General features: G+C 72.1%; 20 protein-coding genes. 3 read left to right on the forward strand and 17 right to left on the reverse strand.

The genetic code is table 11. From position 1 onward, the window contains the following. Nucleotides 1-19 precede the first annotated feature (19 nt). The 7 genes from DEJ09_RS08470 to DEJ09_RS08500 form a co-directional block, all read right to left on the reverse strand. Nucleotides 20-817, reverse strand: a complete 798-nt coding sequence (locus DEJ09_RS08470; protein WP_258373834.1) for a hypothetical protein — start codon at nt 815-817, stop codon at nt 20-22. A gap of 801 nt (nt 818-1,618) precedes the next feature. Continuing rightward, nucleotides 1,619-3,238: an inositol monophosphatase family protein gene (locus DEJ09_RS08475; protein ID WP_111088186.1), complete on the reverse strand. Its 1,620-nt coding sequence runs from the start codon at nt 3,236-3,238 to the stop codon at nt 1,619-1,621. Next, a complete protein-coding gene (locus DEJ09_RS08480; RefSeq protein ID WP_258373835.1) occupies nt 3,235-4,308 on the reverse strand; it encodes an ABC transporter ATP-binding protein in 1,074 nt (357 codons plus the stop codon). Before DEJ09_RS08480 ends, DEJ09_RS08475 begins: the two co-directional genes overlap by 4 nt. 83 nt (nt 4,309-4,391) lie before the next feature. After that, nucleotides 4,392-5,204, reverse strand: a complete 813-nt coding sequence (locus DEJ09_RS08485) for an ABC transporter permease (protein ID WP_017886992.1) — start codon at nt 5,202-5,204, stop codon at nt 4,392-4,394. Then, the gene (locus DEJ09_RS08490; protein WP_111088188.1) at nt 5,201-6,235 is read right to left on the reverse strand and encodes an ABC transporter permease; all 1,035 of its coding nucleotides are present in this window, start codon (nt 6,233-6,235) and stop codon (nt 5,201-5,203) included. The genes DEJ09_RS08485 and DEJ09_RS08490 overlap by 4 nt, the downstream gene beginning before the upstream one ends. Then, nucleotides 6,232-7,386, reverse strand: coding sequence for an extracellular solute-binding protein (locus DEJ09_RS08495; RefSeq protein WP_111088189.1), 1,155 nt, complete (start codon nt 7,384-7,386; stop codon nt 6,232-6,234). Before DEJ09_RS08495 ends, DEJ09_RS08490 begins: the two co-directional genes overlap by 4 nt. 494 nt (nt 7,387-7,880) lie before the next feature. After that, complete coding sequence (locus DEJ09_RS08500; RefSeq protein WP_111088190.1) at nt 7,881-8,831, reverse strand: hypothetical protein; 951 nt, start codon at nt 8,829-8,831, stop codon at nt 7,881-7,883. Between the two features lie 126 nt (nt 8,832-8,957). Between DEJ09_RS08500 and DEJ09_RS08505 the strand changes: the two genes are divergently transcribed. Continuing rightward, complete coding sequence (locus tag DEJ09_RS08505) at nt 8,958-9,380, forward strand: DUF3054 domain-containing protein (protein WP_111088191.1); 423 nt, start codon at nt 8,958-8,960, stop codon at nt 9,378-9,380. Continuing rightward, nucleotides 9,377-10,390: a LacI family DNA-binding transcriptional regulator gene (locus DEJ09_RS08510; protein ID WP_111022654.1), complete on the forward strand. Its 1,014-nt coding sequence runs from the start codon at nt 9,377-9,379 to the stop codon at nt 10,388-10,390. Before DEJ09_RS08505 ends, DEJ09_RS08510 begins: the two co-directional genes overlap by 4 nt. A 298-nt stretch (nt 10,391-10,688) precedes the next feature. Here DEJ09_RS08510 and DEJ09_RS08515 read toward each other — a convergent pair whose 3' ends face one another. Both DEJ09_RS08515 and DEJ09_RS08520 read right to left on the reverse strand, forming a co-directional pair. Beyond that, entirely contained in the window at nt 10,689-11,342 is a 654-nt protein-coding gene (locus tag DEJ09_RS08515) for a hypothetical protein (protein ID WP_017886998.1), read from the reverse strand. A gap of 70 nt (nt 11,343-11,412) precedes the next feature. Further along, nucleotides 11,413-12,357: a DUF3097 domain-containing protein gene (locus DEJ09_RS08520; RefSeq protein WP_111088192.1), complete on the reverse strand. Its 945-nt coding sequence runs from the start codon at nt 12,355-12,357 to the stop codon at nt 11,413-11,415. Nucleotides 12,358-12,437: 80 nt separating this feature from the next. Between DEJ09_RS08520 and DEJ09_RS08525 the strand changes: the two genes are divergently transcribed. Continuing rightward, the gene (locus DEJ09_RS08525) at nt 12,438-13,487 is read left to right on the forward strand and encodes a zinc-dependent alcohol dehydrogenase family protein (RefSeq protein WP_111088193.1); all 1,050 of its coding nucleotides are present in this window, start codon (nt 12,438-12,440) and stop codon (nt 13,485-13,487) included. 108 nt (nt 13,488-13,595) lie between these two features. On the opposite strand, the gene DEJ09_RS08530 is transcribed toward DEJ09_RS08525, so the two are convergent. From DEJ09_RS08530 to ligA, 8 genes are all read right to left on the reverse strand, one after another. After that, nucleotides 13,596-14,318 carry a methyltransferase domain-containing protein gene (locus DEJ09_RS08530; RefSeq protein ID WP_111038782.1) on the reverse strand — a complete coding sequence of 241 codons (723 nt, stop codon included), beginning with the start codon at nt 14,316-14,318 and terminating at the stop codon, nt 13,596-13,598. Beyond that, nucleotides 14,315-15,502, reverse strand: coding sequence for a type III polyketide synthase (locus tag DEJ09_RS08535; RefSeq protein WP_111088194.1), 1,188 nt, complete (start codon nt 15,500-15,502; stop codon nt 14,315-14,317). Before DEJ09_RS08535 ends, DEJ09_RS08530 begins: the two co-directional genes overlap by 4 nt. Nucleotides 15,503-15,625: 123 nt before the next feature. After that, on the reverse strand, nt 15,626-17,131 hold the full coding sequence (gatB, locus tag DEJ09_RS08540; protein ID WP_035807593.1) for an Asp-tRNA(Asn)/Glu-tRNA(Gln) amidotransferase subunit GatB: 1,506 nt from the start codon (nt 17,129-17,131) through the stop codon (nt 15,626-15,628). Then, nucleotides 17,131-18,678 carry an Asp-tRNA(Asn)/Glu-tRNA(Gln) amidotransferase subunit GatA gene (gatA, locus tag DEJ09_RS08545; protein WP_027464607.1) on the reverse strand — a complete coding sequence of 516 codons (1,548 nt, stop codon included), beginning with the start codon at nt 18,676-18,678 and terminating at the stop codon, nt 17,131-17,133. The genes gatB and gatA overlap by 1 nt, the downstream gene beginning before the upstream one ends. Nucleotides 18,679-18,689: 11 nt before the next feature. Further along, nucleotides 18,690-18,989, reverse strand: a complete 300-nt coding sequence (gene gatC, locus DEJ09_RS08550; RefSeq protein ID WP_017887005.1) for an Asp-tRNA(Asn)/Glu-tRNA(Gln) amidotransferase subunit GatC — start codon at nt 18,987-18,989, stop codon at nt 18,690-18,692. Between the two features lie 138 nt (nt 18,990-19,127). Continuing rightward, complete coding sequence (locus DEJ09_RS08555; RefSeq protein WP_111088195.1) at nt 19,128-21,488, reverse strand: transglycosylase domain-containing protein; 2,361 nt, start codon at nt 21,486-21,488, stop codon at nt 19,128-19,130. A gap of 260 nt (nt 21,489-21,748) precedes the next feature. Beyond that, nucleotides 21,749-23,173 (reverse strand): alpha/beta hydrolase, encoded by a 1,425-nt coding sequence (locus tag DEJ09_RS08560; RefSeq protein ID WP_111088196.1) that lies wholly within the window; start codon nt 23,171-23,173, stop codon nt 21,749-21,751. Nucleotides 23,174-23,365: 192 nt separating this feature from the next. After that, complete coding sequence (gene ligA, locus DEJ09_RS08565; RefSeq protein WP_111088197.1) at nt 23,366-25,696, reverse strand: NAD-dependent DNA ligase LigA; 2,331 nt, start codon at nt 25,694-25,696, stop codon at nt 23,366-23,368. Nucleotides 25,697-25,761 lie beyond the last annotated feature (65 nt).

Here is a 25,761-nt window from a genome sequence, read left to right on the forward strand (position 1 = left end):
GTGGAGCGACGGACGTCACTCAGACGTCGAAGTCACCACCACCGAAGTCGCTGAAGCCACCGCCGAAGTCGGATCCGCTGTCGCCCCAGCCCGCATTGTCGAAGCCGCCGCCGTCGGATGCGCCGCCGTCGGACGCCCCGGCATCGCCGGATTCAGCACCAGTGTCCTCCGAACCACCGTCACCCGCAGCGTCGGTACCGCCATCGAACGAACCGGGGTCCGGCAGGAACGCGCTCATGATCGCCGAACCGATGACGTAGCCGGCCACCGTCCCGAGGATCGAGGCGCCGATCATGCTGCCGAACGACGGACCGCCGCGCTGGCCGCCGAAGCGTCCGCCGCCACCGCCGACGCCGCCGAGCGAGCGCTCCATGAAGCCCGGCTGGCGGATCTCGGAGCGGGTCGCCGACTGGGCGAGCGAGCGCGGGTCGTCACCACGGGGCGCCTCACCGGGAGGCGCGGTCCGGGTGAACTCGTCGTAGACCATGCGGCGCTGCTCGTCGGTCAGCTTGGCGAAGGCCTCGGCGTGGACCTCTTCGATGCGCTCCGGCGGTGCCGTGCGGAGCAGGTAGCGGTAGCGCTCGACCGCACGTTCGTCGTCGGTCGTCGCACCCTGCTGCTGCGTCGGCGCACCGCCCCACTGCGGGACGCCGTACTGGTCGTCTGCGCCCTGCGGTGCGGACGGCGCCGGCTGCTGGTAGGACTGCTGGCCGTACCGGTAGCCCTGCTGCTGCGGCGGCTGCCCCCACTGGTTCTGCTGTGCGTCAGCGGATCGGTCACGCTCCGGACGTCCGAGCAGGCGGTCGAGGAATCCCATGGTCGATGCTCCTTCGGGTGCACGGTGGGCCCGGTCGGACCCGTCGTGGACTGCAACACTACGAACCCCCGGCGTCGACTGACTGAGCGCCCGCTCAGAGTCGGCCGGGAGGCATGTGCCGGTCTGACACCGCGCCTCCAGTCCGCACCGTGCGCACTTCCGCACCCCGTGCGCGGTTCCCAGCCCCGTGCGCGCTTGCAGCGCCGCACCCAGCAGCCAACCCCGCACCGTGCGCACCACCCACCGGCCGGGAGGCGCGTGCCGGGCTGGCACCGCGCCTCCAGCCCGCACCGTGCGCACCTGCGCACCCCGTGCCCGCTTGCAGCGCCGCACCCGGCAGCCAACCCCGCACCGGATCGCCGACCCCGCACCGTGCGCACCACCCGCCGGCCGGGAGGCGCGTGCCGGGCTGGCACCGCGCATCCAGCCCGCACCGTGCGCACCTGCACACCCCGTGCCCGCTTGCAGCGCCGCACCCGGCAGCCAGCACCGCACCCAGCAGCCAACCCCGCACCGGATCGCCATCCCCGCACCGTGCCCACCACCCACCGGCCGGGAGGCGCGTGCCGGGCTGGCACCGCGCCTCCAGCCCGCACCGCATCGCCAACCCCGCACCGTGCCCACCACCCACCGGCCGGGAGGCGCGTGCCGGTCTGACACCGCGCCTCCAGTCCGCACCGTGCCCACCTACGCACCCCGTGCGCGGTTCCCAGCCCCGTGCGCGCTTGCAGCACCGCACCCAGCAGCCAACCCCGCACCGGATTGCAGACCCCGCACCGTGCCTCCGGTCTGCGCCGCGGCTCACCCCGCGACGAGCGCCGCCGTCCACACCGCGTGCAGCTCGTCCGCGGCACCCGGGTGCGCCACGAGGAACGGCTCCCCCGCGGGTGGGAAGCCCTCGACGGGGCCGGACCGCGTCAGCACGACGCCCCCGGCCTCGTGCACGAGCAGCACCGCGGCGCCGTGGTCGACCGGGTTGAACGCCGAGACGCAGCCGCCGATGCCCCGCCCGGCCGCGACCTGGGCGATCGTCAACGTGCCCGATCCCTGCACCCGGAGCGTGCACGACCGGTCGGCCAGGGCGTCGAGGAACGCCCCGAACCCCGGCCACGGGCGGTGCCCGTCGAGCTCGGTGCCGACGACGGCACCGGCGAGCGGCCGGGGTGTGTCGTCGAGTCGGAGCTGGCGGTCGCGCAGGGTGGCGCCGCGGCCACGTCGGGCCTCGAGCACCTCACCGCGCCAGGGGTCAGCGACGACGCCGACGAGCGGACGGCCGCCACGGGTCAGGCAGAGCGACATCGAGGTCCACGGCACGCCGTTGGCAAGGTTGGTGGTGCCGTCGACGGGGTCGAGGAACCAGCGGTGCCGGTCGCCGGGGGCCTCGCCGTACTCCTCACCGGTGAACCCGTGCGTCGGGAACACCATCCGCACGCGGGAGCGGACGTGCTGCTCCACCAGGCGGTCGACGTCGGTGACCAGGTCGGCGGGGTTCGCCTTGGTGTGGACCTCGCTGACCGGGTGTTCACGCGTGTAGGCGATGACCTCGTGGGCGATGCGGTGGGCCAGGGCCTGGGCGCGCGAGGCGACCTCGGTCTCGGTGGGCTCGCGGTCGCGCTCGGGCCAGCCGTCGCGCTCGGCCGCCGACAGGGCCGCGCCGATGGACCCGACGTCGTTCGTGGTGATCGAGTCGACGCCGAGCCGGGCCGCCCAGATCGCGGGCTCGACGTCGTCGATGGTCCAGACGGCGACGCGCAGGCCCAGGGCGTGCGCGACCTCGACGGTGCGCGGGGTGAGGAACGCGACGTCGAGGTTGAGCGTCGACGGGTCGAGCGCCTCGAGGTCCGCAGCGACGGGCGGTTCGAGCGACTCCCACGCCAGCCAGACGTCGGCATCGGGCAGCACGGAGCGGACGGCCGCCATCGCCGCCGGCGCCCCGCACCAGGCCACCGCGGTGGAGCCGGTGAAGCCCGCGACGGTGCGGGCGGCGACCAGGGCGTCCTCGGCGTCGGTCAGGTCGACGAGCAGGGTCGACCGGCAGCCGTCGAGGCGTTCGAGCGCGCCGTCGAGCCGCGGGATCCGGTCGAGGCCGTTGCCGAGCCGGGCGACGTCGCACCAGTCGACGTCGGACACCCGGCGGGCGTCGCCCCACATCCGGCCGAGGGTCTCGTCGTGCAGCAGGACGGCGACGCCGTCGGCGGTGCGGCGGACGTCGACCTCGATCACCTCGGCGCCGAGCGCCTCCGCGACCGCGATGGCGGGCAGGGTGTTCTCACGCCGGACGCGCGGCGCACCGCGGTGGGCGACGAGGCGTGGCGGACGCACACCGGGCCTCCCGTCCGGGCTGGTGGCGACCACACGGTCGACCGCAGCCGCAGCGGACTGCGCAGTCGAGACCGTCGACGTCGGGACCCCCGCGCTCATCGGGCGACCTCGAGCAGCACGCCGTCGCGGTGGACGAGCACCTCGCCCAGGCGCACCCCGGTCTCGGTGCCGACTGCCGGCGGTGGCCCGGTGACGTAGGCGCGGAGCTCCGCGCCGTCGGTGCTGAGCACGACCTCGGCGAAGTGCCCCCGCATGAGCACCCGCGCGACCGTCGCGCGGATCGGCGAGTCCTCGGTGAGCACGACCTGCTCGGGGCGGATCACCACCGTGTCGGCCGCCGTCGGGCTGACCGAGGTGCCGGCGAGGAACCGGCCGGTGACGACGCTCGTCGACCCGATGAACGACGCGACGAAGCCCGTGGCGGGGCGGGCGTAGAGCTCGGTCGGGGTCGCGATCTGCTCGATGCGGCCGTCGTGCATCACGGCGATCCGGTCCGAGATGCTGAGCGCTTCGTCCTGGTCGTGCGTGACGATCACGGTCGTGATGCCGAGGCGCTGCTGGATGCGGCGGATCTCGTCGCGGACGCTCACGCGGAGCTTCGCGTCGAGGTTCGACAGCGGCTCGTCGAGGAGCAGGACGTCCGGCTCCTGCACGATGGCGCGGGCCAGGGCCACGCGCTGCTGCTCACCGCCCGAGATCGCGGTCGGCTTCGAGCCGGCGTGGTGGCTCAGGCCGACGAGCTCGAGCGCGTCGCGCACCCGCTCGGCGACCCACGCCTTCGGCACCCGTCGGGTCCGCAGCGGGAACGCGACGTTCTGCGTCACCGTCATGTGCGGCCAGAGCGCGTAGTTCTGGAACACCATCGCGCTCGGCCGGCGCTCCGGACCGAGCGACGTGACGTCGCGGTCCCCCATGGTCACGACGCCGCCGTCGGCGGGCAGGAACCCCGCCACCATCCGGAGCGTCGTGGTCTTGCCGCAGCCGGACGGCCCGAGGAGCGAGACGAGCTCGCCCTTCGCGACGTCGAGGTCGATGCCGGCGACGACGTCGCGCCCGCCGAGCGTCTTGCGCAGTCCGCGGATGGTGAGGCCGCCGGATCGGGTCCGGTCCGTCGTGCTGCCGGCCTGGAGGCCCGGTGCGCGTTCCGCGACGAGCGTTGCGTCCGTCATCTGGTCGCCTTTCGTGCTGGTGTGGGTCATCGGTGTCGGTCCGGGTGTCTGTCCGGGTGTCGGCCCGGTCGGTTGCGGCCGGGTCATCGGATCTGGAAGCCGTCCGCCAGTCGGCCGCCCATGATGTGCTTCCGGGCGAGCAGCAGCAGGACCACGGACGGGATGCTCAGCGCGATCGCGAACACCGCCGAGACCTGGCGCGGGGAGTTCAGGACGAGCGAGTACATCGCCGTCGGCATCGTCATGTACGTCGGGGCGCCGACCAGGTACGTGCCCTGCGCCTCGTCGAAGGACGCCAGGAACGACATCACCATCGCGACGAGGATCCCGGGCCAGGCGATCGGGAACGTCACCTTCCAGAAGGTGCGCCAGCGGCTGGCCCCGGCGTCGCGGGCGGCTTCCTCGAGGGACCGCGGCACGGCCGAGAACGCTGCGGCGGGCAGCCACGTCATGAACACGACGCAGCCCAGGACGTGGACGATCAGGATGCCGGTGACCGTGTTCATGAGGTTCAGCGCGGTGAACATCGCCGACATCGTGACGAAGAGGCCCATCTTCGGGAACGCGTTCGTGGCGAACAGCCCGACGAGCACGAGGCGCCGCCCCGGGAACTCGATGCGGCTGATCGCCCACGCGGCGGGCAGGCAGACCACCGCGGCGATGAGGACCGTGAGCGGGGCGAGGACGAGCGAGTTCTGCACGGCGACGGCCAGACTGCGGTCCTCGAACACGGTGCCCCACCACTGCAGGGTCCAGCCGTCGGGCAGCAGGTTCGGGTAGGTCCACGTCGTCGCGAAGGCCCGGGCGGCCAGCCAGACGAGCGGCCCGAGGATGAACACGGCCAGCACGATCGCGGTCGCCCAGACGAGGGCGTTGCCGGTCAGACGCTTGATCACTGCTGCTCCTGACGCTTCTTGTCGAGCTCGCCCGCGTTCGAGCGGACCGTCGAGCGGAGGTAGAAGACACTCGCGGCCGCGGCGAACGCGAACACGATGAACGCCATCGCCGTCGACTGCTGTGGACGGTTGTAGGCCTGGAAGTACTTCGAGATGTCGACGCCGAGCATCGTCGGCGCGTTCGGACCGGTGAAGTACGGCACGGTGAACGAACCGAGCACCCCGATCACGGTGAACGTCGTCGCGATGACGAGCGGGGTCGCGGCCATCGGCAGGAGCACCTGCCAGACGACGCGCCAGGTGCTCGCCCCGGCGTCCTTCGCGGCCTCGACCAGGGCGTCCGGAGTGCCCTGCAGCGCCCCGGCGATCATCAGCACCGCGAACGGCAGGCTGGTCCAGACGCTGCCGAACACCACGGCGACGAGGGTGTAGCCCCACACCGGGACGTCGAGGCCGAACTGCGCACCGAGGCTCCGGAGGAACCCCTGCGCGTCGGTGAAGGTCAGGATCGACCAGCTCGCGATGACCACCGGCACGAAGATCGGCACCACGGCCAGGACGCTGAGGGTCTTGCCGAGGAAGCCGCCGCGGAGCCGCAGGATCACCGCGACGACGACGGCGAGCCCCACCGTCAGGCCGGTCGACAGTGCCGTCACCCCGAGGGTCGCGACCAGGTCACGCAGGAACGTGGCGTTGCCGAGCAGGGTCGCGTAGACCGCGAACGAGAAGCCGCGCACGGTGTCGCCACCGATGTCGGCGAGCGCCTCGTTCAGGCCGCCGGTGAACCCGAGGCTGAACAGCGCGGCGTTCACCACCGGGACGCCGACGAACAGGACGACGACCAGCACCGGGGCGGCGACGAGGGCGAGGCCCTGCCACCGGCGGCGGCGGGCCAGTCGCTCCTGCGCCGTGCGCCCGCTGGCGGGGTGCGCCGGGCCCTGGGCGTGGGGCGGGACGGGCGGGAGGCCCCTGGCGGAGTCGCCACGGGCCTCCCGGCCGGTTGCCGGGCCGTCCTGGACGGTCTGGGTCACTGCGGGACCTTCGCGTCCCACGCCGCGTTCATGTCGGCGGCGAAGTCGCTCTGGAACCCGAGGCGGAGCTGCGAGGGGTTCGCGTCGGCGAACTGCTCGGCGACCGACTTGGGCAGGCTGTCGAGCGGGATCACCGGGTAGCCGGAGACGGCGCTCGCGACGAGCTGCTGCCCCTTCGCGCTGAGCACGAAGTCGGCGAGCTTCTCGGCCGCCGCCTTCTTGGCCTTCGGCTCGGTCTTGGGGATGCCGAGGAAGCTCGCGCTGCCGGTGAACGACGGGTCCTCGATCTGCACGGCCTTGGTGGTCTTCGGGATGATGCCGGTCTTCTGCGAGGTGATGAACTGGTCGCTCCAGACCGGGGCCATCGCGATCTGGCCACTGCCGAGCAGCTGCACGACCTGGTCGTTGCCGTTCGGGTAGACGCCCTTCTGGTACGTCGACGGACCGAGGTCCTTCAGGGCCGCGAAGCCCTTGTCCCACTTCGACTCGAGCGCCTTGTCGTACTTCGTCTGCATCGTCTCCTGCTCGGCGGGCGTCAGGTACTTCGCGAGCACCGTGGCCACGAACGAACCACCCGAACCGCCGGACGACGGGGAGTTGTAGGCGAACTCGCCCGGGTTGGCCTTGATCCAGGCGAGCAGGTCGTCGAGGGTCTTCGGCGGGTCCGTGACCTTCTTCGCGTCGTACGCCAGGAGCACGCTCGAGGCGCGGTACGGGATGGCGCTGTCGCCGCCCTGCTGCTTCGTGGCGTCCGGGACGTCCTTCAGGTTCGGGATCGAGCTGTCGCTGACCGGTGCCATCAACCCGGCCTTGCCGGCGGTGGTGACGAAGCCGGCGTCGACGAGGTCGTACGCGACGGACTTGCCGGCCTTGACCGCGGTGGCGAGGTTCGCCTGGGTCTGGGCGTCGTGCTCGCCGTGCAGGTCGATGCTCGTGCTGACGTGGATCTTCGGGTTCGCCTTCTCGAAGGCGGGGATGAGCGACTTGTCCCAGAGGTCCTGGACGTTGGTGTCGCCGCTGATGAACACGGTGAGGTCGGTGGTGCCGTCGGTGTCGGAGGCGTTCGAGGCGTTGGCGCTCTGGACGCAGCCGGAGAGTGCGACGGTCGCGGCTGCCGCGATGGCGAGGCCGGCGAGGACTCGGGTCTTCACGTGGGTTCTCCCTGTTCCGTGGTGCGTGGGGTGTGCGGGGTGGGGGCGTGCGGGGTCGTGCGGGTGTGTGGGGGCGTGCGGGGGTTGTGCGGGCGGGACGTGTGGGAACGTTCCCGCGCCGGGGTCGAGTGTGGCGCTGCCGGGTGAACTCCGGGTGCCTCCGGCGTCGCCGCCGGGTGAACTCCGGGTGCGGTGGGGCGCGGTGCAGGGGCGGCGGGGGCGGGCGCGGTGCTGCGGTGCTGCGCGTCGGATGCGGTGACGGCGCACGGTGCGAGTTCCGCTGACCCGTGCGAGGTTGACCGCTTCGTGCCCGGCTACAACCCTGCACGGAGCGGTCTGCTCGCCCCAGACCGGCGAAGGATGCACCGTGCGCAGCCCCGTTCGCTGCCGACGACCCCGCACCGAGCAGCCAGGTCGGCCCTGGGCGACGAACCGCGCACCGTGCGCACCGGCAAGAGGCCGAACAATCTCGCACGGTGCGTGGCTGAAGCCCCTCAGCGCGACATGCGGACTCCGGCCTGGCGGAGCTTCGCGCGGAGGACCCACTCGTTGCGCAGGTCCGACCAGGTGAGCCGCACCACGGTTCGTACCTCGGGGAACGCGCGGAGTCGGTCTTCTCGGATCTTCTCGTCGAACAGCGCTTCCTCCGGCGTCCGTCCCCGCAGGTACGCACTGCTCCGGTACTTCACGGCTCCGTCGAACTCGACCACGACCCCGGCGTCCGGGAACCAGAAGTCCACGACGATGTCCGGCTCGCCGGGCGCTCGGAAGCGGTGCTGGAGGACCGGCGGCGGTGTCCCGAACTGGTCGAACCGCGCTCGTGCGTACGACTCCCCCGGTGAGTCCGATGCGGGATCGGCGAACCCGATCGCCCGGAGCGCCCGACGTCGTCCCTTCTGCCCGCGCCGCTCGATCGCCGACCGGACGTCTTCGCGCTCGACCTCGCGACGGAGGAGCGCATCGAGGGACACGACTGCGTCGGTGAACGGCAGCGTGAGTGCGAGATCAGTCGCCAGCCGATCGAGTCCACACACCAGCAACCCGTCGGGCGTGGCGACCGGACGCTCGTTCCGTTCGGCGTCGAGGTCGGCATGCACCACGAAGGTCGCGTTCGTGGTGCGCCGGTCGGCACCGCGTGAGGTCACGTGGATCCGTGTCGGTGGTGGGGTGAGCAGGGGCACACCGAAGACGACGGCGGCCGAGACGTGTGAGATCAGGTCTCCGGGGCGGATCCGGTCGGCGAACGAGCGCAGCCGAACGTGGTGCTGCTCGCTGGGGCGGAGTGCGGCCCATCCCGCGGACTCCGCGTACAGTCCGCGTGCTACCCGTGTGAGCTCCCCCGCAGCGGCCCGACGTCTGATGACATCGGACTCGTCGGGGCGCTGGGCGGACGTTCGGAAGGTGAGGACTTCGGGGACCGGTGCGAGCTTGAGGTTCATCGACATACTCGTGATGCTCCGGATCCTCCGCCTTCAGAGCAGCACCGCATGGGAGTGCTGTGGAGGACCAGCCCCGTCGACCACCTTGTGGAGGAATGAGCGGGCAGCCCGGGGGCCTGCGAGAATGAGCGGGTGAACGCACGCACCTGGGGTTGGCTCGCAGCCGTCATCGACGTCGTCCTCATCGTCGTCTTCGCGCTCATCGGGCGCTCGTCGCACGGTGAGGCCAACACGGCACTCGCGCTCTGGACCACCGCCTACCCGTTCCTGGCCGGTTGGGCGATCGGGTACGTGACGAGCGGTGCCTGGGCTCGACCGCTGCGCTTCTGGCCGACCGGTGTCGTGGTCTGGGTCCTCACGGTCTTCGTCGGTCTGGCCATCCGCGTCGCCACCGGGCAGGGGGACGTCGACGGCAACCCGCTGCCGATCTCGTTCGTCATCGTCGCGACCATCGTGCTCGGGGTGTTCCTGCTCGGCTGGCGTGCGATCGCCCGCGGTGTGATCCGGTTCACCGCGTCGCGGTCGGGACGGGACGCCGCAGCGTCCGACGCGTGAACGGCAGCCGCGGTTCCCAACCGACGATCCTCGACGTCGCCGCACGTGCGGGGGTCTCGAAGTCGGCGGTGAGCCGCGTGCTCTCCGGGACCGGACGGTTCTCGGACGAGACCCGCGAACGCGTCGAACGAGCGGCAGCCGAGCTCGGGTACGTCGCGAACGCGATGGCTCGCGGGCTGGTCAGCGGTCGCACGAACACGATCGGGATGCTCGTCCGGGATGCATCGTCGATGGTCTACACCGCACTGCACGCCGTGATGGAGCGCCGCGCATCGGAGCTCGGCTACCGCGTCGTCACCACGACGGGCGTCGGTCGGGTCGAGGACGAGAAGTCCGCCCTCGCCGCACTCGTGTCCATGCGCGTCGACGGGCTCGTCGTGTGCAGCGGCCTGATGCCGTCCGCCGACATCGCCGAGTTCGCGCCCCGCATCGCCACCGTCGTCGCGGGTCGGCCCGAGCTGCACCCGGCGCTCTCGAGCGTCTACTGCGACGAGGTCGACGGTGGGGCCTCCATCGCGGACGCCGTCGCCGATGCCGGCCACACCACCGCCGTGGTGTTCACCGTCCCGCTCGACAACGCGATCACGCAGCACGCGCGGTCGTCGGCGATGCTCGAGCGACTCCGAGCACGTGGCATCCGGGTGATCGACATCGACGCGAGCTTCGTGCGGCCACCCGACGACCTCGCCGCCGACCTGGTGGACGCCGTGCAGGAGTCGGGCGTGACCGCGGTGATGTGCCCGACCGACCGGCTCATGCTCGACGTGTGCGAGGCGCTGGCCCGCCGCGGTGTGGAGGTCCCGCGCGACCTCTCCGTCACCGGGTTCGACGGCGTCTACCCGCTGGCGAGCGACTGGATCGGCTTCACGACCCTCGAGCAACCGATCGAGCGCATCGGCCGCGAGGCCATCGACCTGGTCATCGGCCGCATCGACGACCCCACGCGCCCGGTCGAGCACCGCTCACTGCGCGGCACCGTGATCCCCGGCCGCACCCTGCTCCCCCGCTGACGCCGATCCCCCGACCCGCCGACCTCGCACGGTGCGCGTCGACTCGACCCGTGCAGGCTCCGGGCCTGGCGCACGGTGCGAGGTCGCTCAAACCGCGCACGGTTCGTGTTGCGGTGCGAGGCTCGAGAAGCACGCACGGTGCGAGGTTCGTCAAGCAGTACCACCGTGGTGGCTCGGTGCGGCGCTACAAGCGTGCACCGAGCGGACAACCTCGCACGGGCCGACACAGACAGCACCGTGCGGCTTCGGCCCACGGCCGCAGCCACCCGCAGCCGCGCACGCGCACCCGCGCCCGCACCTAGAACAGCCCGCTGCGCGGCCCGTCCTCCGGCCCGTCGAACCCGCGGAACATGTCCGACACCAGCGCCTCGATCTGCGGCTCCACCAGGCGTTCCACGGCCTCGGCGATCCGCGGCCGGTGGTCGATGAGCGCCAGGCACACCGCGGTGCCGGTCGACCGCGCACACTCGTCGGACAGCGCGATCTCGTGCCGGAGCGCGGCCTTCGCCTCGTCGGACAGCGGCTCGCGCGGCGTCTGCTCCCCCGCACCGGTGCCGGCCAGCTCGCCGAGGGTGAACAGGAACGGCGATCCCGGCGACGGCTCGGGGTCCACGTCGAGGCCCTGGAACTCCGGCGACAACCCCTCGGCCGGCTGGTACCCGGCATGCCGCTTCCGCGCCGCCGCCCGCTCGAGTTCGCGCTGCAGCAGCGGCAGGTTCTTCGCCGTGTAGTCGTCGACGGCGTCCTCGACGATCGTCGAGATCCGCCCGATCAGCGCGTGCTGGACGGCGTGCGGCACGTCGGGTCCGAACCCCGCGGCCGCGGCGATCGGGGACCCGGTGCACTTCCGGCAGATGCGCGTGCGCGGGCGGGCGGTCCCGATCTGCCAGCGTGGCAGCCAGCGCAGCCACAGGTCGACCGCGCCCCGCACGCGACCGTCGATGCCGTCCATCCCTCAACAGTAGGCCTGGAGGCGCGGATCACCCCCGGCACACCGCGCCGGCCGGGCAATCCGCCGGTTCTCAGCCCTGTGGTTCCGTCACGAAGTCGATCAGCTCCTCGACACGGCCGAGCAGCTCCGGCTCGAGGTCGGCGAAGGTGCGCACCTGCCCGAGGATCCGCTGCCATGCCCGGGCGATGTCGGCCTGCTCGGCGTGCGGCCAGCCGAGTGCCTGGCAGATGCCCGCCTTCCACTCGATCGAGCGCGGGATCGTCGGCCACGCCCGCAGCCCGACCCGCGCCGGCTTGACCGACTGCCAGACGTCGACGAACGGGTGCCCGACGACGAGCACGTGTGCGCCCCACTTGCCGCGCATCACCGCGTTGGCGAAGCGGGACTCCTTCGACCCGGGCACCAGGTGGTCGACCAGGACCCCGACCCGGCGCTCCCGCGTCGGCTGGAACTCGTCGAGCACCGCGGCCAGGTTGTCGACGCCGGAGAGTTCCTCGACCACGACGCCCTCGACGCGCAGGTCGGCACCCCAGACCTTCTCGACGAGTTCCGCGTCGTGCTTGCCCTCGACCATGATGCGGCTCGGCAGCGCAACCCGAGCTCGCTGCGACTCCACGGCGAACGATCCGGACGCGGTGCGGAGGCGACCACCGTCGGACGCCTGCCGCACGGCGGGCGTGCCCCCGGGCCTCCAGTCCGAGTGAACGGAACCCAGCGAACCCGGCGAGCCGGCAGCGGCTGCGGCCGACCGCCCGACCGGCGCCGACGGCCGCCCCAGCGTCACCAGCTCACCCTCGAGCAGGAACTGCCCGGTGAAGGGGAAGGAGCGCGTGCGGCCCTTCCAGTCCTCGAGCGCGATGTTGCCCGCCTCGAGCCCCACCACGGCACCGGCCCACCCGGAGTCCGGGTCCTCGAGCACCATGTCCCGTTCGAGCGGCACCTGCCGCACCTTCTTCACCCCGCGCGAGCGCCAGTCCCCCGAGAGCACATCGCCGCCGTACCGGTCGTCGTCCACCCGCACGAGGGTACTGTCGACGACGGCCCGGACGACGTCGACCGCGCCGGTTCCCCATCATCTCGACGGAAGGCCCGCCCGTGCGCGCAGCGATCATCCACGCCCCGAACGACATCCGCGTCGAGGAGCGCGACCGACCCGGGCTCCTGTCCGGCAAGGACGTCGTCGTCAAGGTCCTCGCGGCCTGTGTCTGCGGATCGGACCTCTGGCCCTACCGCGGCGTCACCGAGACGAAGCAGCCCCGGCCGATCGGCCACGAGCTCGTCGGCGAGGTCGTCGCCGTCGGTGACGACGTCACCGGCCTGCACGAGGGCGACTTCGTCATCTCCCCCTTCACCATGAACGACGGCACCTGCCAGGCCTGCCGCAACGGCATGACCACCGGCTGCGACCACCTGTCCGGGTTCGGCAGCACGGACGCGTACGGCGACCCCGTCGGTGGCGCACAGGCCGAGTACGTGCGGATCCCGGACGCCGACGCCACGCTCGTCGCGGTCCCCGGCCCGGTCGACCCGGCCCTGGTGCCGTCGCTGCTCACCCTGTCCGACGTCTTCTCGACCGGTCACCACGCCGCCGTGTCGGCAGCGGTCGGCCCCGGCAAGACCGTCGTCGTGGTCGGCGACGGCGCGGTCGGCCTGTCCGCCGTGCTCGCCTCGAAGCGGCTCGGGGCGGAGCGCATCATCGCGATGAGCCGCCACGCCGACCGGCAGGCACTCGCCCGCGAGTTCGGTGCCACCGACATCGTGGCGGAGCGCGGCGACGAGGGCGTCGCGGCGGTCCGCGCGCTGCTCGGCGGCGACCTGGCCGACTGCGGGGTCGAGGCCGTCGGCACCGAGGAGAGCATGGACCAGGCGCTGCACTCGGTGCGCCCCGGTGGCAACGTCGGCTTCGTCGGGGTCCCGCACGGGGTGCCGACCATCGGCACGCGCTACCTGTTCGACACGAACATCGCGATCGCGGGCGGCATGGCCCCGGCACGGAAGTACATCCCGGAGCTGCTGCCCGACGTGCTGGCCGGCGCGATCGACCCCGGTCGCGTCTTCGACCTGGAGCTGCCGCTCGACGAGGCCGCCGAGGCCTACCGCGCGATGGACGAGCGCCGGGCCATCAAGGTGCTGCTGCGCCCGTAGCGGCGCGCGTCGTGGACGCACCGGCAGACGGACGGGAGGCCCGTGGCGGCGTCGCCACGGGCCTCCCGTCCGTCGTCCGGTCGCGTCGACAACCGGCGGCCCGCCCGCTCAGGCGTCGCGGATCGCCAGCACCCGGTGCGGCGCCGCTGCCTCGGCCCGCCACCCGCCGGGCAGCACGTCGCGGAGTTCGGGCACGGTGAAGCTCCGGCGGATCGACCGCAGGCCGTCGACGCGGATGAACGTCCCCGCCGCCACGAGCGGTGACGCCAGCGCGTACGCCCGGTAGGCCGCCGGCGACCGACGGATGTCCGAGTGCAGGCTGCGCCCGCTCGCGAGCAGTTCGGAGTCGGCCAGGAACCCCCGCCGTTCCTCGTCGCCCAGGTGGTGCAGCACGTGGTTCGACACGACGACGTCGAACCGCTCACCCGCCGCGACCAGGTCACCGCTCGACTGCTGCCGGAACGTCACGCCGGTCGGGGACGACCGCCGTGCCGCGGCGATGGCACGTTCGTCCGGGTCGACCCCGACGACCTCGAGGTCGAATCCGTCGCTCGCCGCCCAGCGCACCAGCGAGCGGGCCAGGTCGCCGCCGCCGCACCCCAGGTCGAGCACCCGGCCGCGGCCGCTGGCGGGCAGGGCCGGCACGACGTGGGACCGCCAGGCCGCGCGCCAGCCGCTCACGAGCGCGTTCACGACGGCGAAGCGCCGGAAGGTGCGCGCGAGCGCACGCGGGTCGCAGTCCGGGTCGTCCATCAGTTCGGTCAGGTCGAGCGCGCGGGTGCGCAGGTCGACGGCCGGGAGGCCCGTGGTGCCGCCGTCCTGACGGCTCACGCCGTGCCCGTGGTCGCGACGGGCACGCGGGCGGGCGCGACAGCGGGATCCGCCACGGGTTCCGCCACGGGCTCTGCCGCGGGTTCTGCCGCGGGCGACGCCTCGGTCCGCACCGCGGTGAGCCGTGCGCTCTCGACGGTGAGGCCGGGGCCGAAGGCGAGCGCGACGACGGCACTGCCGTCCTCGAGACCGGCGTCGACGGCGTCGCGCAGCACGAAGAGCACGGTGGCGCTCGACATGTTCCCGTGTTCCCGCAGCACCCGTCGGCTCGACTCCATGGCGCTGTCGGGCAGGCCGAGCGACTCCTGCGTGCGGTCGAGGATGGCCCGGCCGCCCGGGTGCACCGCCCACACCGGCACGTCCGACGCCGGCCCGCCGTCGAGCAGCGGTTGCACGGCGCTCGGGACGTGCAGGCCGACGAGCTTCGGCACGGCGGTGGACAGGACCATCTCGAAGCCCTCGTCCCCGATGTTCCACGCCATCTCGGACGCCCCCTCGGGCACCACGGCCGTCGTGAAGTCGTCGAAGCGCAGACCGGCTCCGTCCCGGGCGACGACCGCGGCGGCCGCACCGTCGCCGAAGACGCTGTTCGCGACGATCTGGTCGGGGTCGTTCGAGGCGCGGACGTGCAGGGTGCAGAGTTCACCGCAGACCACGAGCACGACCGCGTCCGGGTCCTGGTCGACGAACGCCGCGGCGATCCGGAGCGCGGGGAACGCGGCGCAGCAACCCATGAAGCCGATGTGGTGCCGGAAGACGCCCCCGGGGAGCCCGAGCTGCTCGACGACGTCGATGTCGGGCCCAGGCTGCGTGAACCCGGTGCAGGACACGGTCACCAGGTGCGTGACGGCCTCCGGCGCGATGCCGGCACGTTCGACGGCGTCGCGGGCGGCCGCGACGAACAGCGGCGGGGCGAGTTCGCGGTACCGGTCGTTCCGCGAGCCGGTGGACGGCGAGCGCAGGGTGCCGTCGTCGTCACGGAAGGCCCCACCGGCACGCGCGGAGTCGAGTTCCTCGAGGACGGTGTGCCGCTGGTCGACCGCCGACCCGTCGAACGCGGCCGGGACGAGCCGTTTGCCGAGCCGCCCGAGGTCGGGTTGGGCGGAGAACAGGTCACGCACCCGGGGCTGGTCGAGGGTCGTCTCGGGGACGGCGGTTCCGATGGCGCGGATCGTTGCGGACACGACTCATCCTGTCACCGGATCGCTGACGCGTCCCCAGGATGCACACGGCAACGGGACCCACGGCGACGGGACGCACGGAGGGCACGGCACCGACCGGTACCGTGCCCTCCGAGGTGGAACTGCCTAGGACTGCTGTGCGCGCTCCAGCACGAGTTCCCGCACGCGGGCGGCGTCGGCCTGGCCCTTCATGGCCTTCATGACCGCACCGATGATCGCGCCGGCCGCCTGGACCTTGCCGTCCTGGATCTTCGCCAGCACGTCGGGCTGCGCCGCGAGTGCTTCGTCGACCGCGGCCGTCAGGGCGGAGTCGTCCGAGACGACCTTGAGCCCACGGGCCTCGACGACCTGCGCCGGCGAACCCTCGCCCGCGATGACGCCCTCGAGCACCTGGCGTGCCAGGCGGTCGGTCAGGTCGCCGGACTCGACGAGCGCGATGACCTCGGCGACGTGCTTCGGCGACACCAGGTCACCGGGAGCGGCGTCCTGCGCGTTGGCGACGCGGCTGATCTCACCGGTCCACCACTTGCGGGCGGCCTGCGGTGCGGCGCCGGCGGCGACGGTGCCCTCGACCTCGTCGAGCAGCCCGCCGTTCACGACGTCCTGGAACTCCAGGTCGGCGAAGCCCCAGTCACCCTTCAGACGACGGCGACGTGCGACCGGTGCCTCGGGCAGCGAGGCACGGAGCTCCGCGATGACGGCCGGGTCCGGCACGACGGGCAGCAGGTCGGGCTCCGGGAAGTACCGGTAGTCGTCGGCGTCCGACTTCGGACGACCGGCCGAGGTGCGACCGGTGTCCTCGTGCCAGTGGCGGGTCTCCTGCGTGATCGTGCCACCGGCGGCGAGGATCGCGGCCTGGCGCTGGATCTCGTAGCGGATCGCACGCTCGACGGCGCGGAACGAGTTGACGTTCTTGGTCTCGGTGCGGGTGCCGAGCTTCTCCTGCCCGCGAGGGCGCAGCGAGATGTTCGCGTCGCACCGCAGGTTGCCGCGCTCCATGCGCGCCTCGGAGACACCGAGCGCCCGGACGAGGTCGCGGATGACCTGCACGTAGGCGGCTCCGAGCTCGGGGGCACGGTGCTCGGCGCCGAAGATCGGCTTCGTGACGATCTCGACCAGGGGCACGCCGGCACGGTTGTAGTCGACGAGCGAGTACTCGGCACCCTGGATGCGGCCGGTGGCACCGCCGACGTGCGTCAGCTTGCCGGCGTCCTCTTCCATGTGGGCGCGCTCGATCGGGATGTTGTAGATCGTCCCGTCGGCGAGCTCGACCTCGACCTCGCCCTCGTAGGCGATGGGCTCGTCGTACTGCGAGACCTGGTAGTTCTTCGGGTTGTCCGGGTAGAAGTAGTTCTTCCGGGCGAACCGCGAGGACTCGGCGATCGAGCAGCCGAGCGCGAGCCCGAGCTGGATCGAGTACCGCACGGCCTGTGCGTTCACGACCGGCAGCGACCCGGGCAGCCCGAGGTCGACCGGGGTGACGTTCGTGTTGGGTTCGCCGCCGAAGAAGTTCGGGGCGTCCGAGAACATCTTGGTCTTCGTCGCGAGTTCGACGTGGACCTCGAAGCCGAGCACCGGCTCGTAGCGCTCGAGCGCCTCGTCGAAGTCCATCAGCGCGTCCTTCTGCGCCATCAGATCACACCTTCCTGCGCAGCGGACTGCTGACTCTGGTCGAGGTCCGGGACGGACGCGATGAGCGGCGCGCCCCACTGCTGTTCGAGCAGACGCTCGAGGGCGGCACCGTAGCGGTACAGCCGGGCGTCCTCACGCTGGGGCGCCATCAGCTGCACGCCGACGGGCAGGCCGTCCTCGGGCGCGAGGCCGTTCGGGATGCTCATGCCGGGGACGCCGGCGAGGTTCGCCGGGATCGTCGTGAGGTCGTTGAGGTACATCGCCAGCGGGTCGTCGATGCGCTCACCGATCGGGAACGCGGTCGTCGGGGCCGACGGGCTGACGAGCAGGTCGACCTGCTCGAAGGCGGCCTGGAAGTCCCGCTGCACGAGCGTGCGGACCTTCTGCGCCGAGCCGTAGTAGGCGTCGTAGTAGCCGGCGCTCAGGGCGTAGGTGCCGAGGATGATGCGCCGCTTGACCTCGGGGCCGAAGCCGGCTTCACGCGTGGCGGCCATGACGTCCTCGACGGTGGCACCGTTCTCGGGCGTGACCCGGAGGCCGAAGCGCACCGAGTCGAACTTGGCGAGGTTCGACGACGCCTCGGCCGGGAGGATCAGGTAGTACGCGCTGATCGCGTACGCGAACGACGGGGCGTCGATCTCGACGACGACCGCACCGGCCGACTCGAGCAGCGCGACCGTCTCCTGGAAGCGCTGGGTGACACCGGCCTGGAACCCGTCGCCCCCGGCGAGTTCCTTCACCACGCCGACGCGCAGGCCGCGGAGCGTGTCCGCCTGCAGCCCTTCGCGTGCGGCCGCGGCCATCGAGGGCCAGGCGTCCGGGATGGACGTGGAGTCCTTCGGGTCGTGCCCGCCGATGACGTCGTGCAGGAGCGCGGCGTCGAGGACGGTGCGGGACACCGGGCCGATCTGGTCGAGGCTGGACGCCAGGGCGATGGCGCCGTAACGGCTCACCCCGCCGTAGGTCGGCTTCACACCGACCGTGCCCGTCACCGCACCCGGCTGACGGATGGAGCCACCCGTGTCCGAACCGAGGGCGAAGGGTGCTTCGTGCGCGGCGACCGCAGCGGCCGAGCCACCGCCGGAGCCGCCGGGGATCCGGTCGAGGTCCCACGGGTTGCGGGTCGGCCCGTAGGCAGAGAACTCGGTGGTCGAGCCCATCGCGAACTCGTCCATGTTGGTCTTGCCGAGCGGCACGAGGCCGGCGGCGCGGAGCTTCGCGACGGGGGTGGCGTCGTACGGCGGCACCCAGCCCTCGAGGATCCTGGACCCGGCGGTCGTGGGCATGTCCTGCGTGCACAGGACGTCCTTGACGGCGATCGGCACACCGGCGAGCGGCCCGAGGTCGTCGCCCGCGGCACGGCGGGAGTCGATCGACTTCGCCACCGCCAGGGCGTTCTGGTTGACGTGCAGGAACGCGTGCACGTCGCCGTCGACGGCGGCGATCCGGTCGAGGTGGGCCTGGGTGGCCTCGACGCTCGAGACGTCGCGCGCCACGAGGGCGTCGGCGAGCGCCGCGGCGCTCAGCTTCGTGATGTCGTCAGTCACTGTTCTTCGCCCTACTGTTCTTCGCCGAGGATGGCGGTCACGCGGAACCGTTCGCCGTCGGAGTCGGGCGCCCCGGAGAGCGCCTGCTCCTGCGTCAGCGTCGTGCCGACCACGTCGGGTCGGGTGACGTTGCCGAGCGGCACGGGGTGGCTCGTCGCCGGGACGTCGTCGGTCGCGACCTCGGCGACCTTGGCGACGCTCTCGACGATGTGCGACAGCTCCCCGGTCAGCTTCTCGATCTCGTCGGGCGTGAGTGCGATACGTGCGAGGTTCGCCAGGTGTGCGACCTGCTCGCTCGTGATGTCAGGCATGGTGCTCCGTCGATCGGTTCGTGGAATGCCCCACAGTCTATTGGCTGCGTCGGGCGCGCAGGCGCGGCTGTGGACAACCCCCTGGAGGCCCGGTGCCGGTCCGCCGGACCGGCACCGGGCCTCCAGGGGGTCAGCGGGTCACTTCCCGTTCTGGCCCCTCGCAGCCGGTGCCGCCGGGGCCACCGTCGCGGCGGGCGCCGGCGCAGCCGGGGCAGCGGGTGCGGCCGGAGCGGCAGGCGCAGCCGGAGCAGCCGTCGGCGTGGTCTGGTCGTCCTGCGCCGTTCCCTGCCCGGACGAGGACGAAGACGACGACGAAGACGACGACGAAGACGAAGACGACGACGAAGACGAAGACGACGACTTGCTCGCCTGCCCGATCATCTCCTGGCTCGGCGCCGGCAGCGCTCCCCCGCCGACGGTCTGGTCGAGGTACGCCATCATCGACTTCCCGACCCCGAACTTCGCGCTGTACCCGGTGGTGCCCTGCAGGAAGGGCCAGTTCGCCAGGCTCACGCTCCCCTGCACGTTGCCGACCCAGGTGGCGTTCGTGTACTTCGTCGACGACGCGACCAGCCAGTTCTGCACGTCGCCGTCGGTGGTGCCGGTCTTCGCGAACTTCGCCACGCTGTCCCCGGGGTTCGCGCTCGCGGCGGTCCCCGAACCGGACAGCACGCCCTGCAGCGCGTAGTCGACCGTGCCCGCGACGTCGGCGGAGACGCCCTGCGTGCAGGACGACGGCGTCGGGGTGATCTTCGTGCCGTCCGCCTCGGTCACCGAGTCGATCGCGGTGGGCGTGCACACGATGCCGCCGTTGGCGAAGCCCGCGTAGGCCTCGGCCAGGTCGATCGGCGACAACTCGTTCACGCCGAGGATCGACGACGGCGTCTGCGTCAGGTCACCGCCGTCGGCGCGGTGGATGCCCATCGACTGCGCGAGCTGGGCGATCTTGCACAGGTCGAGCTGCTTGCCCATCTGGGCGTACGCCGTGTTGATCGACTCGACCGTCGCCGCCTCGACCGACATCGACGACGGCACGCTCTCGGCGTTGGCGACGTTCCAGGTGCCGCCCGCGACGTTCTGGCAGGTGTTGGTGAACTCGGCGTTCGCGAACTGGTGCTCCGAGGTGGTGACCGAGTCGGACAGGGTGTGCCCGCTGGCGAGCCACTCGGCCAGGGTGAACACCTTGTAGGTCGAGCCGGTCTGGAACCCGCCCGAGTTGCCGTACCCGGAGTCGGCACTGTAGTTCACCGCCGTGGCCCCGGCCGCGGCGTTGTCCCCCTGCGTGTACGTGGTGTTCTGGACCATCGACATGATCCGGCCGGTGCCGGGTTCCACGGTGACGTTCGAGCCGCCGACGTCGACGCCCGCCATCGTGGCCGGCACGTAGGTGGACAGGGCGGACTGTGCCTGGCCCTGCAGGTCGAGGTCGAGCGAGGTGTGGATCTGCAGGCCCTTGGTGTCGAGCGTGGCGATGCGTGCCGCCGCGGTCTTGCCGAACGCGGGGTCCTGCAGCACCTGGTCGCGGACGTAGTCGCAGAAGTACCCGGCGTCGTGGTGCGTCGCGGCGGTCGAGCACCCGTTGGCGGTCTCGGTGATCTTCGGCGTGACCGGCGTCGCGATCGCCTTCGTCATCTGTGCCTTCGTGATCGACCCGTGCGCCTGCATCCGGCGGAGCACGTAGTCGCGGCGCTCCTTCGTCAGCTCGTACCCGTTGGCCTTGCCGTTGTCCTTGTCGCTCGGCACGTCGATGCGCAGGTTCGACGGGTTGTTGAGGATCGCGACGAGCGTGGCCGACTGCACGAGCGACAGGTCCTTCGCGTGCACGCCGAAGTAGTACTCGGCCCCGGCCTCGGCCCCGTAGACCCGCCCGCCGAGCCCGACGATGTTGAGGTACCCGGTCAGGATCTCGTCCTTCGAGTACTTCTTGTTCACCGCGATCGCGTACCGCATCTCCTGCAGCTTGCGCTGCGGCGTGACGCCGGCCGCGTCCTCGTAGCAGGCTTCGACCTTCTTCTCGGTGGCGGCCTGGTCCTTGCCCGTGAGCTCCTCGCACTGCTGCACCAGGACGTTCTTCACGTACTGCTGCGTGATGCTCGAGCCGCCCTGCACGTCCCCGCCGACGACGGTCGCGGCGACCCCGCGGAGCGTCCCGAGCACGTCGATGCCGCCCTCGTCGTAGTAGCGCGGGTCCTCGGTGTCGATCGCCGCCTGCTTGAGCGAGTCGGCCATCTGGTCGGCCGTCACGTTCGTGCGGTTCTCGGCGTAGAACGAGGCGATCTTGACCTGCTTCCCGCCCTGCTCCGCGTACACGGACGACACCTGCTGCGGGGTCTGCACGTCGAGGTAGGTCGGGAGGTCCTCGAAGAACGAGACCGCCCCGGACGTCCCCTCACCCGCGACGGCGACCGCCGGGGTCACCGCGACGGCGACGAGCATGCCGGCGAGCACGGACATCACCACGAACATCAGGAGAGCACCAGGCCATCGCACCACACGCATGACGGCACCGTAGGCAGCAGGGCTGTACTGGTTCTGCCCTGGAACGAGTGCAGGCTGCGGTCGCGCTCAGGTTGCCACCCAGGCGGTTCCGAGGACGCGTCGCGATCCGCGCGGGCGCACCGATCCGGCCGGGAGGCCCGCATCGGCTCCGCCACGTCGGCCGCCGGTCACGATCGGGTCACGTCCACCGCGTCGCCACGACCGGCGGGTCCGCCCGGTCGGTCAGGGCCGGCCGCCCACCGCCCGTCGGTCACGGCCCGTCAGTCACGGGGCTGCAGGTCCTGCGGGCGCACGAGGTACATGTCCGGCGAGGCGCCGACGATGCCGTCACCACCCGACTTGCCGCGTCGGACCTGCTCGCGCACCAGGTCGCCGCGTCCGATGCCGATCAGGGCGACGTCGTGCAGCGATGCCGTGCCCGGCTTGAGGTAGTCGTTGTGCCCCACGGGTCGCCGGAACACGTCACCGGCCGACAGCGCGTCGGCGCCCCCGGCGAGGTCGAGCACGGTCGACCCGAACGACGCCCCGCCCGGGTCGGTGCCGAAGTACCCGGAACCCGCGATGGGATCGCTGTGCGCACCGCCGACGAAGACCTGCCCGGTGGCGACTGCGAGGTCGTCCGCCGTCCGGACGTCGCTGCCCGGCGATCCGAGCACGGTCAGGGTGTCGGCGGCCATCCGCCCCGACGCCAGGGCCGTCATCGCCGTGGTCGACCCGTACGAGTGCGCGACGATGTTCACGCGCGGTTGGTCGCCCGCCCGGATCACGCGAAGCCCTGCGACGGTCCGTTCGAGCCGCTCGGCCCCGGTCCGTGCGAGCCCGAGCGACAGGATGTTGGACAGGTCCGGCGTCCGGTACCCCATCCACGCGACGACGGCGGCTCCCGACCCGTTGCCCGTGGCGGCGAGCGGCGCCAGGGTGGCCTGCTCGCGGGACAGGTCGTTGGCGGTGTTCGTGAAGTCGGTCATCTGCCCGGTGACCGTGAAGAACATGCCCGGCACCACGACGGTGACGTCGGCCGCGGTGTCGAGGTCGCCGATGCTGATCGCCGCACGCCCGGACCCCCGGGTGTCGAGCGCCACCAGGAAGCGCCGCGGGTCGCCGGCTTGCTGCACCAGGGAGTCCCGGACCTGCCCGAGCATCGCGGCCCGGGCTGCACCGAGGTGGGCGTCGGCGAGGCCGGACGTCAGCGTCGCACGGTTCGCCCGGTCACGGACGGCGTACGGCACGCCCTCGAGGTTCCCGACCAGGGCGGGCGCGTGCGCGAGGAGTCGGTCCTGCTCGTCGGCGGGCAGGTGCGACCACCACTGCGCGACGGTCTGCGCGGGCGGCGGGTCGTCCTGCACCGTCGCCACGACGCCGCGGTCGGTGGCCGCGCTCCGCAGGTCGGCGGCACCGAGCGCACCGAGGTCCTCGACGAAGGCTCGTCCGTGTGCGGCGGCGAGGTCGTCCACCCGCACCGCGGTCGTCGACGACGCCGCTGCCGCCACCGGCGTCGCCACGGGAGCCGACACGGATGCCGACGCCGACACGGACGCCGACGAGAGCACGTCGTCGACCGGGACGATGCGGGTCGTGGCGGTGCTGGCGACCGTGACCTGGTGCGCCGGGGGCATGCCTGGGGCCTCGATCACTCCGAGCGAGTGCACCGAGGCGGTGAGCAGAGCCGCAGCGATGAGCAGCATTCGGGTCTCCCCCGGGAAGGCCGTCCCGACGTCCCCCTGCAGACGACGGGTGATGCTCGGTCGAGTCTATGGAGATGTCCGCGGATCATCCATGCGCGATGCAACTTGTCCCCCGAACTGGGCGCGTTCGGCGGCGCGCCGCGCTCAGCGGATGCGACCGGGCGTGCTGCGCGCCCGGTCGGTCCTCGGTCCTCAGTCCTCGGTCGTGGGCGCTTCCGGTTCGGCGAGCGCCGCGGGCCCCTCGGTCACGAGCAGGTGGAACTGCTCGGCGTCGATGATCCGGACGCCCAACTGCTCAGCCTTCGTGAGCTTCGAACCGGCACCCGGACCGGCCGCCACGAAGTCGGTCTTCTTGCTCACGCTCGAGGCAGCCTTGCCGCCGGCGGTGATGATCGCCTCCTGTGCACCTTCGCGCGTGTAGCCCTCGAGTGACCCGGTGGCGACGACGGTGACGCCGCTCAGCACGCCGCCCTCGACGTCGGCGCTGCCCGGGCCGGGGTGGCCCGGGGTGGTGAACTGCACGCCGGCCGTGGTCCAGCGGTCGATGATCTCGCGGTGCCAGTCGACGTCGAACCAGGCGAGCAGGGCGTCGGCGATGATCCCGCCGACCCCGTCGACGGCGGCGAGGTCCTCGCGCGATGCCGACCGGATCGCGTCGAGGGACCCGAAGTGGTTCGCCAGGGCCCGGGCGGCGACGGGTCCGACGTGGCGGATGCTCAGGCCGACCAGGATCCGCCACAGGGGCTTCGTCCTGGCGGCGTCGATGTTCGCGAGCATCTCGAACGCGTTCTTCGACGGGTAGCGGCTCGGCTCACCGGTGTAGTCGGCACCGCGTGCCTCGGGGTCGAACGGCGGGTCGGTCTTCTTGCGCGCCCGGCTGAACGGTGTGACGCGCTTCGGGGTGCCGTCGTCGTCGACCTTCTCCATGCCGGTCTCGGCGTCGCGGACGATGACCTCGATCGGGACGATGTCCTGCATCGTCAGGTCGAACAGTCCGGCCTCGGTGACGAGCGGCGGGGTCTCCGGGCGGAGCGGCTGCGTGAGTGCTGCGGCCGCGACCTCGCCGAGCCCCTCGATGTCGAGCGACCCGCGCGAGGCGATGTGCTCGACCCGACCGCGCACCTGCGCCGGGCAGCTCTTCGCGTTCGGGCAGCGCAGGTCGATGTCGCCTTCCTTCGCGGGGGCGAGCTCGGTGCCGCACTCGGGGCAGTTGGTCGGCATCACGAACTCGCGCTCGGAGCCGTCCCGGAGCTCGACCACCGGGCCGAGCACCTCGGGGATGACGTCGCCGGCCTTCCGCAGCACCACCGTGTCGCCGATCAGCACGCCCTTCGCCTTGACGACCTGCTGGTTGTGCAGCGTGGCCTGGCGGACGACGGACCCGGCGACCTCGGCCGGGGCCATCACCGCGAACGGGGTGGCACGGCCGGTGCGGCCGACGCTGACCACGATGTCGGTGAGCGTCGTGTGCACTTCTTCCGGCGGGTACTTGTACGCGATCGCCCACCGCGGCGCCCGCGACGTCGACCCGAGTTCCTCGTGCAGGGCGAGGTCGTCGACCTTCACCACGACGCCGTCGATCTGGTGCTCGACCGACGAACGGCGCTCCCCCGTGGTCCGGACGAAGCCGTTGACCTCGTCGATGGTGTCGAACACCCGGTAGTGGCTGCTCGTCGGGAGTCCCCAGGTCTGCAGCAGCTCGTAGACCTCGGACTGGCTGCGGACGTCGGTGCCCTGCTCGAGTTCACGGACGGGCCACGCGCCGATGCCGTGCACGAGCATCCGCAGACGCCGCAGCCGGTCGACCATCAGGGCACGCTTCGCCTCGGACTTGCCCTCTTCCTTCTGGCGGAGGGACCCGGCGGCGGCGTTGCGCGGGTTGGCGAACACGCGCTCCCCTGCCTCGCGCTGGTTGGCGTTGAGCTCGTCGAACTCGGCGACCGGGAAGAAGATCTCGCCCCGGACCTCGACCAGGGGCGGGTGACCGGTGCCGGACAGGCGGTCCGGGATCGTGCCCATCGTGCGGACGTTGCCGGTGACGTCCTCGCCGACCACGCCGTCACCGCGGGTGGCGGCCGAGACGAGCCGACCGTGCTCGTACCGCAGGTTGATGGCCAGGCCGTCGATCTTCAGCTCGGTCAGGAACCGCACCCGCTCGGCACCGGCGTCCCGCTGCACCTTGAGGGCCCACTCGGTCAGCTCGTCGGGGCTGAAGACGTTGTCGAGCGAGAGCATGCGCTCGGCGTGCTCGACCGGCGCGAACTGCGTCGTCTGCGCCTGCCCGCCCACGGTCTGCGTCGGGCTGTCGGGCGTCAGGAGTTCCGGGAACCGCCGTTCGATCGCGTCGAGGCGGTGCACCAGGGCGTCGTAGTCGGCGTCCGACAGGGGCGAGGCATTGCCCTCGTAGTAGTCGTGGCGCAGCTCGGTGACGCGGGCGCGCAACCGGTCGACCTCGCGCGCGGCCTGGGCGGCGTCGAGCCCGTCGGAGTCGATGGTCTCGAACGTCGCGTCGGTCTCGCTCATGGCATCAGTTCTACCGTGCACCACCGACGCGGCGTGCAGCGAGCGTGTGCCCCGGGAGCGGCGGG

Source organism: Curtobacterium sp. MCLR17_055 (assembly GCF_003234305.1).
GTDB classification, from domain to species: Bacteria; Actinomycetota; Actinomycetes; order Actinomycetales; family Microbacteriaceae; genus Curtobacterium; species Curtobacterium flaccumfaciens.